The sequence below is a fragment of the Streptomyces sp. NPDC058051 genome (genome assembly GCF_042885475.1).
Taxonomy (GTDB): domain Bacteria; phylum Actinomycetota; class Actinomycetes; order Streptomycetales; family Streptomycetaceae; genus Streptomyces.
In genome coordinates, this window is the sequence record NZ_JBHVRW010000006.1 from 308,693 (window position 1) to 321,915 (window position 13,223).

Annotated in this window: 9 protein-coding genes; 4 read left to right on the forward strand and 5 right to left on the reverse strand. The window is 69.3% G+C overall.

The window, feature by feature from the left end; genetic code table 11:
• Positions 1 to 533 precede the first annotated feature (533 nt).
• A complete protein-coding gene (locus ACFVUT_RS13225) occupies positions 534 to 1,844 on the forward strand; it encodes an MFS transporter (RefSeq protein WP_389658758.1) in 1,311 nt (436 codons plus the stop codon).
• 104 nt (positions 1,845 to 1,948) lie between these two features.
• On the opposite strand, the gene ACFVUT_RS13230 is transcribed toward ACFVUT_RS13225, so the two are convergent.
• Positions 1,949 to 3,295 carry a carboxylesterase family protein gene (locus ACFVUT_RS13230; protein WP_389658755.1) on the reverse strand — a complete coding sequence of 449 codons (1,347 nt, stop codon included), beginning with the start codon at positions 3,293 to 3,295 and terminating at the stop codon, positions 1,949 to 1,951.
• Positions 3,292 to 4,668, reverse strand: coding sequence for an MFS transporter (locus ACFVUT_RS13235; RefSeq protein WP_389658752.1), 1,377 nt, complete (start codon positions 4,666 to 4,668; stop codon positions 3,292 to 3,294). The genes ACFVUT_RS13230 and ACFVUT_RS13235 overlap by 4 nt, the downstream gene beginning before the upstream one ends.
• A 147-nt stretch (positions 4,669 to 4,815) precedes the next feature.
• Between ACFVUT_RS13235 and ACFVUT_RS13240 the strand changes: the two genes are divergently transcribed.
• Both ACFVUT_RS13240 and ACFVUT_RS13245 read left to right on the forward strand, forming a co-directional pair.
• A complete protein-coding gene (locus ACFVUT_RS13240; RefSeq protein WP_389658749.1) occupies positions 4,816 to 5,784 on the forward strand; it encodes a LacI family DNA-binding transcriptional regulator in 969 nt (322 codons plus the stop codon).
• A gap of 299 nt (positions 5,785 to 6,083) precedes the next feature.
• Positions 6,084 to 8,429 (forward strand): DUF4158 domain-containing protein, encoded by a 2,346-nt coding sequence (locus ACFVUT_RS13245; protein ID WP_389658746.1) that lies wholly within the window; start codon positions 6,084 to 6,086, stop codon positions 8,427 to 8,429.
• A 223-nt stretch (positions 8,430 to 8,652) separates the two neighbouring features.
• Here the strand turns inward: ACFVUT_RS13245 and ACFVUT_RS13250 are convergent, their stop codons facing one another.
• Positions 8,653 to 10,140 (reverse strand): FAD-dependent monooxygenase, encoded by a 1,488-nt coding sequence (locus ACFVUT_RS13250; RefSeq protein ID WP_389658743.1) that lies wholly within the window; start codon positions 10,138 to 10,140, stop codon positions 8,653 to 8,655.
• Complete coding sequence (locus ACFVUT_RS13255; protein ID WP_389658740.1) at positions 10,137 to 10,772, reverse strand: PadR family transcriptional regulator; 636 nt, start codon at positions 10,770 to 10,772, stop codon at positions 10,137 to 10,139. The genes ACFVUT_RS13250 and ACFVUT_RS13255 overlap by 4 nt, the downstream gene beginning before the upstream one ends.
• A 544-nt stretch (positions 10,773 to 11,316) precedes the next feature.
• Between ACFVUT_RS13255 and ACFVUT_RS13260 the strand changes: the two genes are divergently transcribed.
• Positions 11,317 to 12,039, forward strand: a complete 723-nt coding sequence (locus ACFVUT_RS13260) for a recombinase family protein (RefSeq protein WP_389670953.1) — start codon at positions 11,317 to 11,319, stop codon at positions 12,037 to 12,039.
• Here the strand turns inward: ACFVUT_RS13260 and ACFVUT_RS13265 are convergent.
• Positions 12,015 to 13,211: a hypothetical protein gene (locus tag ACFVUT_RS13265; RefSeq protein WP_389658737.1), complete on the reverse strand. Its 1,197-nt coding sequence runs from the start codon at positions 13,209 to 13,211 to the stop codon at positions 12,015 to 12,017. The genes ACFVUT_RS13260 and ACFVUT_RS13265 overlap by 25 nt on opposite strands.
• Positions 13,212 to 13,223 lie beyond the last annotated feature (12 nt).

The window sequence follows — 13,223 nt, forward strand, 5'->3', positions numbered from 1 at the left end:
GGGACCGTGGCCCTGATGCGCCGGGGACGACGTTCGCGGTGACGGCGCCCGTGGCGCTGACGCGCCGGGGTCGCGATACGGCGGAGGACTCGGCGTACGGAGGCGCTGGGCCGGCCGGGGGTAGCGGTGTGACGATCCGCCTCCGGCCGGAGTGCCGCCGCCGTCGGTGTTCGACCTCTGGACATGCAGCATGAACGCCGCGCAACTGAGCTCACGCCATCGACGCGTGAAGGGCGCGAGTGGCGCGAATGGCGCGAGTCACATGATCGTCCGCCCCTGCTTCAAACCGTCTTTCCCGCCTGGCCGCCGAAGGCTAGTGTTCGGGTTCGGGTTCGGGTTCGGCGAGTGACCCACGAGGAGCAAAGAGATGCCCGGTCGTCCGAGCGCGCGTTGACGTTGTAGGCCGTGATCGGTCTGTCATCGCGTGCTGCCCTTGATGGTGCGGCACAGCGAGCCTTCCCCTGCCTGAGCCATCGATGCGCCTGTTGTGCGCCGGTGAACGGGCCTCGTTGTCGGCAATCCAAGGAATCCCCGTGCCGTCCGCTTCCTCCGCTGTATCCGATTCCCGTCGGCCTGTCCTTTCAAGCCTGTGGCGGGATGGCGACTTCCGTAGACTCTGGGCAGGTCAGACAGCCTCCCAACTCGGTGAACACGCAAGCCTGTTGGTGTTGCCGCTCTTCGCTGTCCTGACACTCGACGCCGGTGCCGGCCAGCTGGGCGCCCTCCGTGCGGTGGGGCAGGCGCCGATCCTGTTGCTCTCGCTTTTCGTCGGCGCGTGGGTGGACAGATGGCGGACCCGCACGGTGATGGTGCTGACGGACGTCGGCCGGACCGTGGCACTGGGCGGCGCCGCGTTGGCCGGCCTCCTCGGTTGGCTCGGCCTGCCCGCGCTGCTCGTGGTCGCCTTCGCCGTCGGGGCCCTGTCCGTGTTCTTCGACGTCGCATACCAGGCGTCTCTCGTGCGGCTGGTGAGACGCGATCAGTTGGTGAGGGGCAACAGCGCACTTGAGGGCAGCCGGTCCGCGGCACAGATCGGCGGTCCCGCCCTCGGCGGTGCGTTGGTGTCACTCCTGTCGGCGCCGATCGCCGCCGCCTCCAGCGCGCTGTTCTTCGCGCTGTCGTTCCTGTCGATCCGACGGATCCGTCACCGCGAAGCGATCCCGGAGCGCGCGGAACGTCCCCCTCGGGTCTGGCGGCGGATTCATGAGGGCCTCCGTTTCGTCCTCAGCGATACCTCGCTGCGGGCCGTGTGCCTCGCCTCGGCCGCCTTCCAGTTCTCCTTCGCGGCCGTGATGACCGTCTATCTGCTCTTCCTGCCGCGGGAACTGCACCTGTCGGGCGCCGCCGTCGGGCTGGCGCTTGCGGCGACGGGGCCGGGCGCGCTCCTCGGCTCGGTGCTGGCCGCCCGCCTGCCGATCCGCTTCGGCCATGGTCCGGTGCTCGTGTCCGCGGCGGCACTCGGCGACGGCGCGTTCCTGTGTGTGCCCGCGCTGCACGGCTCCTCCGCGGTGACGTTTCCCGTGCTCCTTGCGGTCAGCTTCGTGTTCGGGACCGGCGGCCAGTTGGTGAATGTCACGGTCATGGCCGTCCGGCAGGCGGTCACCCCGGACGGGATGCAGGGCCGCGCGGCCGCGACGATCACGTTTGTCGGCATGGGGCTGACCCCGCTCGGCTCGCTGCTCGGCGGCTTCCTCGCGCAGGAGTGGGGGTTGCGCACCAGCCTCCTGGTGACGGCCGCAGGCATGACACTGTCCCCCGCGCTGATGGCCCTGTCCCCGCTCGCACGCCTGGGACGGGCGCTTCCGGCCCCCGCAGAACGCGCCGCCGACCCGCGATCTCCCTGATTCCCACGCGACCGGCCGCCGTGACGGCCGGTCCGGAACAGGCAGGCAGGCAGGCAGCGAAAATCTCGCCGGAGCCACCCACCGAAGTACGCCGACACACGGTGTCACGAGCGGATGCGGAGAAATCGACGGGTGCCGCCCGGGGAATCGACGCGCTCGCCCCGGGCGAAGCTCGCCCATACGGCGCGGAGTAGGCGGCCGTCTTCATGAACATCGCTCCACGAAGACCCCTTGATCAGCGCTGCCTTCTCCCAGGCCGCTTCGTCACCGAAGAGAAGCGGAAGGTCGATGGTGTGAGCTGCGCCGAGGGGGTTGCCGGCCGCAGACCAGGAGAGGACGTACCTGCTCACCCGTCCGCCTGCCCGGCGGTGACGTCGAGCGAACCCGCGAGCCCCCCGCGAATACACCGCCCAGGTGCAGAAGGCCGCGACGCCGCGTTCGAGGATGCGGCCGAGGAGAGGCATCCGGAACCAGCGCGCCATTCCGGGGAGAGCCGGGAGGAACAGTCGCGCTTCTTCGGAGGTGCTGCCGATGAGCACGTCGATGCGGGGAGCCGTCTTCCGCCATTCGGCGTCGACATCCTGCTCCGCCGGGAGAGGCGGGTATCCGTACTGCGGAGCGATGGGCATCCCTCCCTTGAGGCCGAACGGCGCGCCCGCCCGGATGACGTCGGCCTGCACGTCTGCAACCGCCGCGATCGGTGTCGTGGCCCGGATCGCGTTCGCGCGCCGGGAGAGGGCACGGTTGAGCTTCTCGCGGCCACGCATGATGCCGAGAGGGGCGCTCTGGATGATGGCTCGCGTGAAGAGGGAAGCCGCGTCATCCGTCGCCATGAGATCCACCAGGGCAGCGGCTCCGGCCGACTGTCCGAACGCGGTGACGTTGTGCGGATCGCCTCCGAACGCGGAGATGTTCCGCCGGATCCAGCGGAACGCCTCCCTCTGATCGAGCAGGCCGAGGTTCGCCTTCGGGCCGCTTTCCGACTGGATGAACCCGAGAAGCCCCAGGCGGTAGGTGACCGTGACGACGACGACATTCTGCTCGGCGACCAGGGATGCCGGGTCCATCACCGCGAGATCGCCGGCTCCCGTGACAAAGCCGCCCCCGTGGATCCAGACCATGACCGGAAGCAGGGTCGCACTCGACTGGGCCGGCATCGTGATCGACAGATGCTGGCAGTGTTCGTCGGTGGGCAGAGCGCGCGGGTCGACCCCGAACATCGTGTCGGCGATGGCATCCGCGGGCTGGGGGCACATCGGCGACCAGCCTCGTGCACTGAACGGCTCGGCGCGGTCGTCGACGGGGCGGGGTGCTTCGAAACGCTCCGCAGTGGCGTAGGGGATGCCCGTGGCGCGAACGACGGCGCCGTCGCGCCATCCGATGACCGGACCGCTCGGAGGCTGGAAGCGGGGCTCGGTGACCGACTGCTGCGGCCTCTGGCCGGCGCTCATCGCACCGCTCGCACGCGGCAGATGATGAAGCCGCCGCCGACGGCGACGGCAGCGGCGACGACGTAGAGAACGGAGTACGACTGCGCGGCGATCGCGAGAATGAACGGCGCGATGGCCGGAGCGAGCGCTTGAGGCAGGGTCGACGCCGTATTGAAGATGGCGAGATCGTTCGCGGCATCGTCGGGGTTCGGAAGAACGTCGGTCGCCAGCGCCAGGTCCACGGCGGTGTAGCCGCCGTAGCCGATGCCGCCGAGAACCAGCCCGACGTAGAACAAGGTCAGGTCGTTCGCGCCCGCGATGACGAGGAGGGCACCCGCAGTGATGAACGACGCGGTGATCACGAAGACCTTCCTCCGTGCCAGCTTGTCGGAGAGCCGCCCGGCCACGACGCTCGAAATGATCGTGGCGACCCCCAGGAGAAGGGTTCCCGTCAACACCTTCCCCGGCACATCGTCAGCCGCTGTCCCCAGGTGACTGATCAGGTAGAACGCCTGGTAAGTCGTCAGGAACGCGTAGGCCAGCTGGAGCAGGAAGCGGCTGAGGTAGGCCCAGCCGAAATCGGGGTAGCGGCGGGGGCTCACCCAGAAGGTGGAGACCACCATGGCGACGGTCACCTTCGGAAGCGGGCCGTCGTTCGATGAAGGCCGGTCGTTCATCAATGCCGCGAAGAGCGCGAGGAGGATGACGCCGATGATGGCCGGCACGACGAACATGCCGCCCGAATTGCTCGGGAGGAGGGCCACGATCACCGAGCCGACCACCAAGGCAGCGACCGTTCCGAGCCCCAGGAACGCCGACACCAGACCGCGCTGCCGAACCGGCACGCGGTCCGACATCACGGCCAGCAGGGCCGCGACGCACGAGCTGCCCGACACCGACACGACGGCGTAGCCGATCGCCAGGCCGATGATGCTCGGCACCAGCGCCATGACGAGGGCTCCGACCAGCAGGCCGATCGACCCGAGAACGATCCAGGGGCGACGCCGCCCGAACCTCGAACGGGTGCGGTCACTGAGGCGCCCGATGATGGGGAGGGCCAGCACTTGAAGGATGAGGCCGATGGCCAGAACGGTTCCGAGCACGCCCGGGGCCTCGTCTACGGGCACGGACGCGTTGATCCGCAGCGCGAGGCTCTCCAGAGACGGCGTGAGCAGTACCAGGAGTGCGCCGAACGACGCCAAGGCGTAGACGAGGATGAACCCCGCGCTCACCGTCGACGTCGCGCTGGGCCGCTGTGCGTCGTCGGTCGCGCTCCGACCGCTCGGGGAGTGCGGCCTCCCCGCGGGCGGGACAACGAGTTGCAGCTGGCTTTCATCGAGGTGATTCATGGCTCTCTCGTCGTCGGGGAGCAGGCCGCTGATACGTATAAGCACGATATAAGCAGCTCACAGATCGCTGATACGTATAAGCACGGTACAAGCCGCTCCCCGTGCGGGCAACTCCGCTCGGTAGGATCGGTCTGAGAACCGCATCCGATGACAAGGTGCTGCATGGGAACTGCTCGAGTTACGGCACGGCAGGTGGCAAAGGCGGCCCAGGTGTCGCAGGCCACCGTCAGCTATGTGCTGAACAACAAATCGCTGACGCGGATCCCCGAAGAGACCCGGCGCCGTGTTCTCGAAGCTGCCCGTGAGCTGAACTACACCCCCTCCGCGGCCGCCCGCGCGCTGCGTCTCGGGCGGTCGGACATCGTGCTGATCGTGCTCCCCGACTGGCCTCTGGGGTACGCGATGTCGGGATTCGTGGACGGCCTCACCGAGAAGCTCGAACAGCTGAACCTCCAGCCGGTCATCCGCCGGCTGAAACGGGGGATACCCGTCGGCGATCTGTGGCGGGCGATCATGCCGGCGGCCGTCCTGCTCTTGGACGACGTGGGCAAGGGCGAGCGGTCATCGATGGAGAGCACCGGCATCTTCGTCGCCCGGGGGCTCCTGTGGGACGAGGAACACACCGACAACCCGGTGCTCGCGCGCGGCAGCCTCGTGGGCGCGCTCCAAGTGGAGCATCTGGCCGCACGGGGGCACCGGAGAATCGGATTCCTCGCGCCCAGGGCCGAGCACGACGAGCTCTTCCGCCGGTTGCGGATCGAGGGGGCCGAGGCGGCGTGTCTCGACCTCGGTCTCGACCGGCCGCACGTCGAGAGCACCGACCTCACGCCGAAAGGCGTCGCGGCCGCGCTCCGGCGCTGGTGGGACGTCGCTCCCGACGATCGCGTGACCGCCGTGTGCGTCTACAGCGACGATTACGCCTTCGCTCTCCTGAGCGCCATGCGCCACCTCGGCATCTCGGCGCCGGAGGACCTCGCCGTGATCGGAGCCGACAACATCCCGATCTGCTCGTTCGCCGACCCGCCACTGACGACCATCGATCACAACCAGGACGTGCTCGTCGGCCACCTCGCCCGTGTCATCGTGTGCGGCATCCACGGCGACGCGCCACCGGCCACGCCCCCGCTGCATCCCACCCTCATCATCCGGGAGAGCGCCTGACGGAACCGCTCCGGCGGCGTTGACACGCGATCCTGCCCGCCTCGCGGGGAACAGAGGGGAACAGAGGGGAACAGAGCTGTCTCCGACCGCTCTCGGGGTTCAGCCAAGGTACGTGCAAAAGGGGCCATGACTTGATCTTGAAGCCCTGATCCGACCCGCCCGACATCTACCACCGCCGACTGCCGTCTGTCCTGGGTATCGGGTTTTCGATCTTCGGTCGGCAGCCGGAGCGTGAGCATGCCCGCGCGGGCGGGGGTCGCCCGCGTCGGTTTCGGGTTGTCGGGTTGTCGGGCTTCGGGATGACCTCGATCGAGCGGACCGCGTATCCGCGGTTCAAGCGGCTGATCACCGCGCGTGAGCTGCACCTGTTCTTCTCTCCGAGTCGGGAGGAGGTGGAGTGGACGGTGGTCCGGACGGACTCGGACGGGCACCAGCTCGGGCTGCTGGTGCTGCTGGTGCTGCTGGTGCTGCTGAAGTCCTACCAGCGAATGGGGTGCTTCCCGCGGTGGGAGGAGGTCCCGGAGACGGTGGTCGACTTCGTGCGGCGGGCCGTGGAGCTGCCGGAAGGCGTGGTGGCCGGCTACGGCCCGGAGAAGACCGCGAAGAACCACCGGGCGCTGGTGCGGCAGCGGGTGGGGGTGCTGTACGACGCCGGGCAGGCCCGCAAGGTGGCCGAGGAGGCGATCCGGGCGGAGGCCGCGTCGAAGAACAACCCGGCCGACCTGATCAACGTGGCGCTGGAACAGCTGGTGCAGAGGGGCCTGGAGCTGCCGGCGTTCTCGACGCTGGACCGGATGGCGATGCGCATCCGCACCGAGGTGAACACCGACCTCTTCTCCCTGGTCCACCGGCGGATCGGCGCGGAGGAGCGGGCCGGCCTGCTGCGGCTGGTGACCACGCTCGGCCTGGACCGCAAGACGCTGTTCAACCAGCTGAAGCAGCCCGCGAAGCGGGCGACCTGGTCGCACCTCAAGAAGCTGGCGGACCACCGCAGGTGGCTGGACGGGCTGGGCGACACCGAGGTGTGGCTGGAGGATCTGGCGGCCGGGAAGATCGCGGACTTCGCGGGCGAGGCCGAGGCGGCGGACGCGGCCGTGCTGCAGGACTACGCGGAGACCAAGCGCGTCACGCTGATCGCCTGCCTGCTCCACAAGGCCCGGATGCGGGTGCGCGACGACCTGACCACGATGTTCTGCAAGCGGGTGGCCACCAAGGTGAAGCGGGCCCGAGACGAGCTGGAGGAGATCCGCCGCCAGCAGCAGGGAGCCGTCGAGGTGCTGGTCGGCACCTACCGCACCCTGCTGCGGCAGGTGGACACCGACGGTCCCGCGCAGACGGCGAGGGCGAAGGCCAGCGCGCTGGCCAAGGAGACCCTGGACGCCCTGGAGGGGCTGGACAAGGAAGCGCTACCCGGCGAGGCCTCGCGCCGGTTGAACCGGAAGGTGTCGGTGGCGTTCCTCAAACTCTCCGAGGGGCTGATGGTGCAGTCCAACGGCCTGTTCAGCGTCACCTCGGTGGTGGACGGCTTCGGCGGGTTCGCCGCCCGGTACGACCAGATCGAGAAGGTCTCCGCCCACCACGGCGACCTCTGGGAGGTGCTGCTGCACGGACGCCTGAAGGCCGACCGGCCGGTGATGCTGAACCTGCTGGAGAACCTGGACCTGGTGGCGACCAGCGAGGACAGCCGGGTCCTGGACGCACTCGGGCACCTGCTGCGCTTCCGCACCTCGCGGGACTACCTGCCGAGGCAGGGCCAGGACGACGAGGGCCGGGATACCGGGGTGGTGGACATCTCCTTCGCCACCCAGAACTGGCGGAAGATCGTGCGCGACCGCACCCGCCCGTCCGTCTACGTGCGCCGGCACTTCGAGGCCATGGTGTTCTACTACCTCATCGAGGAACTGCGGTGCGGCGACATCGCGGTGGCAGGCTCCGAGGAGTACGCCGACTGGAGCCAGCAGTTGCTGAAGTGGGAGGACGTCGAAGCACGGCTGCCGGACCACCTGGTCGAGGTCGGCTTCCGCGAGCCCGGCGACGCCGGGCCGTTCGACGCGGCGGCCTTCCGCGCCCAGCTGCAGGAGCGGCTCACCGAGGCGGCGGTGGCGGCCGACTCCGGCTACCCGGAGAACGAGGGCCTGTTCATCGACCCGAAGACCGGGGTGCCGACGCTGGAGAAGTACAAGGCGGACGAGCGGCGCCCGAGCGCGGTGAAGCTGGAGCAGGCCACCAAGGCCCGCCTGCCCGAGCGGTCCCTGCTTGGGGTGCTGGCGCGCACCGCGTACTGGATCGAGTACGCGGCGTTCCGCGAGGTCGGCCGCGTCATCCGCACCATCCAGCTGCTGCGATACCTGACCGACCCGCAGATGCGCCGGCGGGTGACCGCCGCGACCAACAAGGTCGAGGCGTTCAACGGCTTCTCCGAGTGGGTGCGCTTCGGCAACCGGGGCGTGCGCGAACTGCAGGCCGAGGGCCGGAAGGTCGAGCCGGAGGACCTGGCGGAGGTCTCGCCCTACCTGACCGAGAAGATCATGCGGTTCGGTGAGTACTCCACCCACGAGCTCGACCTGGCCCCGGAGGCGTACGAGCCGCACCTGGACGTCGACTTCGCCAAGCTCGACCTGCAGGACCTGGCTGCGGCGTCCTGACGGCCACTCTCGAAGGCGGTCCGCCCTGGAGTCACCATCTATGACTCTGGGCTGGACCGCCTCGTGCGCGAGGCTGAGCTGGTGGGCAGGATGCGCAGGTGGGGGCCGTGCTGGCCGGGCTCGGACGGGACGTCCTCGCATCGGTGGCCGACCCGGGGTCAGGGCGCTTTGGTCCCCCTTTCTGACCCGTCGATTGCACGCGACGGTGGCAGCACCTGGCTCGCTACTGGGACGCGGCGTCGGATGGTGTTGCCGGGCCGTGCCAGTGGTGGAGCGCCTGGTGGAGCCCGTCGGCGTGCTCGTGACTGGCGGTGCGCAGCCAGGCGGTGTGCCCGTCCGGTCGCAGGAGGACGGCGTGGAGTTCGGGGTGGTCGGGGCATGTTGCGGTGACGATGTCCACGCGGTCTGCCCATCCTGCGGCCGACTCGCGGATGGCGCCTCCTTCGGTCAGGTCGAGCAGTAGGCCGTGTCCCGAGGCGAGCAACCCGGTCAGGCTCGTACGGCCGTCGCCCGTGGTCAGGGCGAGGTCGGGGGCCAGGCGGCCCAGCCAGGGGTGGTCGGAGTGGGGGCGCGTCTCGTAGCGGGTGTCCAGTGCGGTGATGGTCTCGGCGAAGGCGCGGTTGCCCGCGGGGTGGCCGGCGACGCGGGTGAGCAGGTCGGTTATCGGGCCGAGCCGATCGTCGGCGTCGCCGAGCAGCACCTGGGCCTGTGTGTTGGCCAGCACATGCGCACCAGCGGTGTGGCGTTCGGCGTGGTAGCTGTCGAGCAGGTGGGACGGCGCGGTGCCGTGCACGGTGGCGGCGAGTTTCCAGCCGAGGTTGAACGCGTCGTCCAGGGCGACATTGACGCCGATCGCGCCGGCCGGCGGGTGGATGTGTGCGGCATCCCCGGCCAGGATGACCCTGCCCCGGACGTACTGGGCCGCCTGCCGGGTGGCGTTGCCGTACCGGGTCAGCCAGCGCGGGGCGCGTAGCTCGACGTGGCGGCCGAGCGCGTCGTCCACAGCGGCTTGGAGCAGGTCCAGGGTGACCGGGGTGTCCTTGTCCGCGGGGGGTTGCCGGTCGGAGGTAATGATCCTGACGTAGCCGGGGCGAGGGATGACGAACACGGTCCCGCCGGGGCCGGTGGTCGCGCCGAACGGCAACGCCTTGGGGTCGGCGAGCTCGACGTCGCCGAGCAGGGAGAAGCGGGTCGCCTCGGTACCGGGGAAGTCGATGCCGGCCTGCTTACGGACGGTGCTGCGGCCACCGTCGCAACCGACCAGGTACGCGGCCCGGACGCGGTACTCACCGTCGTCGGTGGCGACGGTGGCGGTGACGGACTCGGAGTCCTGTTCCAGGGCGCGCAGTTCGTGTCCGCGCCGGATGTCGGCTCCCAGGTCGAGGGCGTGCGCTTCGAGGATTTCCTCGACCCGGGTCTGCGGGATGCCCAGCGAGTACGGGTGGTCGGTGTGCGCGCCCGCGAGGGTGAGCGTCACCGGCAGGCCGGAGAACGCGGCGTGGGGCACCTGCCAGCCCTCTGCGACGAGCCTCTCGGCGAGGCCGCGCCGCGCCAGCAGGTCCAGGGCGCGGGCGTTGAGGTTGAAGCCCCGGCAGTAGCCCGGCCTCTGCGCGTGGCGTTCGACCACGACCGTGTCGACGCCGGCGAGCCGGAGTTCGCTGGCGAGTAACAGCCCGGCCGGGCCGGCTCCCACGATCAGCACGTCGGTCATTGGGTGCTTCCTTCCCGGTTGGTGGGGGCGGACCAGGTCCAGCCCTGTTCGGTTCGTTCGACCTCGGGCCAGAACAGGCTGCCGTCGCGGATCTCGGCGATGGTCTGCCGCGTCCAGGCCAACTCGGCCTCCCAGGCGTGCAAGGCGCACTCGGTTTCGATCATGAACAAACGGGGGACCTTGCCGGAGCCGACCGTGTCGGCCAGCACCGCGCTCGTCTCCTCGATCCGCTGGGCCAGATGCCCCGCCCGTTCGACCAGTGCCTCCGCCGCTCTGTTCGGGCCGAGTGCGCCGAGGTAGGACACCGCAGCCATGAACTTCGGGTACTCCGCGACGGGCGTGCGGAGGAGTTCATCGATCCAGTGGACGAACTCGCTCTGGCCCAGCTCGGTTGCCGCGTACACGGTCCGCTCTGGCCGCCTGCCGTCGCGCGCCGTCTCCACCGGCTCGATCCAGCCGTGCCGGACCAACGCCTCGACCGTGTCGTACAGCGACCCGGAGTTGACCTTGAAGCTGCCGTCCTTGTGCCGCTCCCGCAGGGTGGACGCCATCTCGTACGGGTGCATCGGCTGTTCCTGCAGCAGGCCCAGCACGGCGAGCGCCAGTGTGTTGGAGATCTTCCGCTTCGCCATCTATATCACCGCCTCCTAATAGTAGGAACCGACTATACGGCATCGGCTGCCGGAGGCGCGCCCGCGGATTCAGGTGAGGGTCGAAGGCGAACGCAGATCTCTCACAAACAGCCCTTTCCCGGAGGAAGATCGAGAAGGGATGCCCGGATCGGCCCGGAGGTCCGATCGGTTCCCAGAACTCGCTCTCACTCAATTGGTGCCGGAGCCCTGTTCTGGGAATCGTTTGTGAGAGGGATCCAGGCATGACGGACCACCAGAACACCTACGGAGGCGACGCCGACGACGTCGAGCGTCATGACGGCCCGCGCTGCCAGGTCCAGCCCGGCTCGCCCTGCCGATCCCGCTCGGGTGCCGTCGCCGGGATCTATCACACCGGCCGCTTCAAGAAGGTGGCCCGGCTCGCGAAGCTGCTGCGGGTGCCGACCCCGGCCGACCGCGGCCCCGGCCAGCTCTGGCGGCCCCGCCCACCAAAGACACCCCGGGCGCGGACATCCGCATCGGGTACGCCCGCTGCAGCCACCTCACCCAGGAGCTGCAGTCGCAACTGGACGCGCTCAGCGCGCACGGCATCCCGCGCGACAAGATCTTCTCCGAGAAGATCAGCACCCGCATCCGGGTCCGCCCCCGGTTCGAGGCAGCCCTCACCCTGGCCCGCGAGATCAAGGCCCACGCCCCGCACTGCCGGGTGCTGTTCACCGTCTACGAGATGAAGCGACTCGGACGCGACGCCGCCGAACTCACCGCGCTGGCCGACCACCTGACCGCCCACGGCCTGGTCCTGGAGATGCTGGCCGGCCCGCTGCCCGGCATCTACGACCCGTCCGGCCCCGGGCGGATGCTGTCCGGGTTTTTCGCCGCCATGGCCGAGACCGAGCGCGAGAGCATCCGCGAAGCCACCCTCGAAGGACTCGACGCCGCCGCCCACAAGGGCAAGCACGGTGGCCGGCCGCCCGTCATCACCGACGACATGCTGCACACCGTGCTCCGCCGCCGGGCGGCTGGTGAGTCCGTCGAGCAGATCCGCCCCGACCTGATCATCCCCACCGGCAAGCGCAAGGGCCAGAACCCCGGCCTGGCCAGCATCTACCGGGCACTCGCCGAGCACGAGACGCGCCAGGCCCACCCAGAAGCCGTCACCCGGGCCCATGCCGACTTCGCGGCTCAGGTGCCCGGAAGAAGAAGTAGTGCCAGAGGGGAAGCAAGAGCAGCCGCAGCAGGCGGTACACAGAGCACGGCAAGGACTCAGAGTTCGATGAGGCGGCTGTAGCGTCTGCGGATGACCTCGCGCTCACCGGCGGGGACGGGGTCGATCGCGAAGGCGATCGGCAGAAACGTGGCGGATGTGCGGGGATCATTGTCGAAGCGCGCCCTCGCGGCGGCGATTTCCTGATGGGTGCCGATGGAGATGCGCCGTTCCGACGTGAAGCTCGGCTCGCCGATACGGCTGACCGGGAAGGCCATCGGGCCGAAGACCTTGCGGCAGGCGTCCGTGAGTTGCCGGGCCATGTGCTCGCCCTGGGTCATCACGTGTATGGGCCCTTCGGTTGCTGCGGACAGCCCGGTGATCAGGAGCACGACCATGGTCAGGTCGCGCCCCGTCGGGCGAGGGAAGCCGCCATGGGTGGTGCCGTGCTGGTAAAGCATGAGCGTCACGGCCAATTGATCCGTGCTGGGTACGGAACCCGTACCTCTTCGAATCACCTCGATGAGCACCGGCAGGCGGTCCACGTCAACCTTCGGCGAAGGTCGCTCGATCGGGACGCGCGCGTACAGAACCTCTTCGTTGCGTGTCAGTTCGTTGAGCCACTGTTCCGTCACCGGGTCGCGCTTCGGGTCGAGCGCCGCAGTCACCCCGACCAGGACGTGTCCTTGTGCATGGGCCTGCGAGAAGTCGGCTTCGGAGACGGCCGCATGCCACGATGTCCCGTTGAGCGGGCCGCTCGCGCCCGTCACCGTCAGGCGGGTCGGTTCGAGGTTCAGCCTGAGGCCCTGCACGGTTCCGAACGACGGTGCCCGCTGGGCAGCCGGGGCGAATCCGGCACCTGCGAACCTGTCCAATGTGGCAATCCGCCACGGCCGGTGGCCCGTGCCCGTCCGGGTCAGAATCGCCGCCTCGCACGACGGGTTCACCAGCAGCACCGGTACGCCCGCTGCCTCCCATCCCCGTACGGATGCCCGCCATGTCAGGTTGAGGTTGAAGTTCTCGGCCTCCGTCGGCGAGTGGCGCACCCACGCCGAGGGGCGGCACTCCTGATGATGGAGCGAGGCGCACAGCCCGACGTTCAGGTCGTCGATCGCGAGGTTGAGGCCGTCCGCGTCGGTGATCTCCTCTCCGCATGTCAGACAGTCCACGGGGATCAGGCCGGCCTGCAGTGCGCCGATCGTCTCGTTGCCGAGGACCGCGCGGATGTCGTCGGCAACGGCGAGAGGGTTGCGCATGAGGTTCCCCTT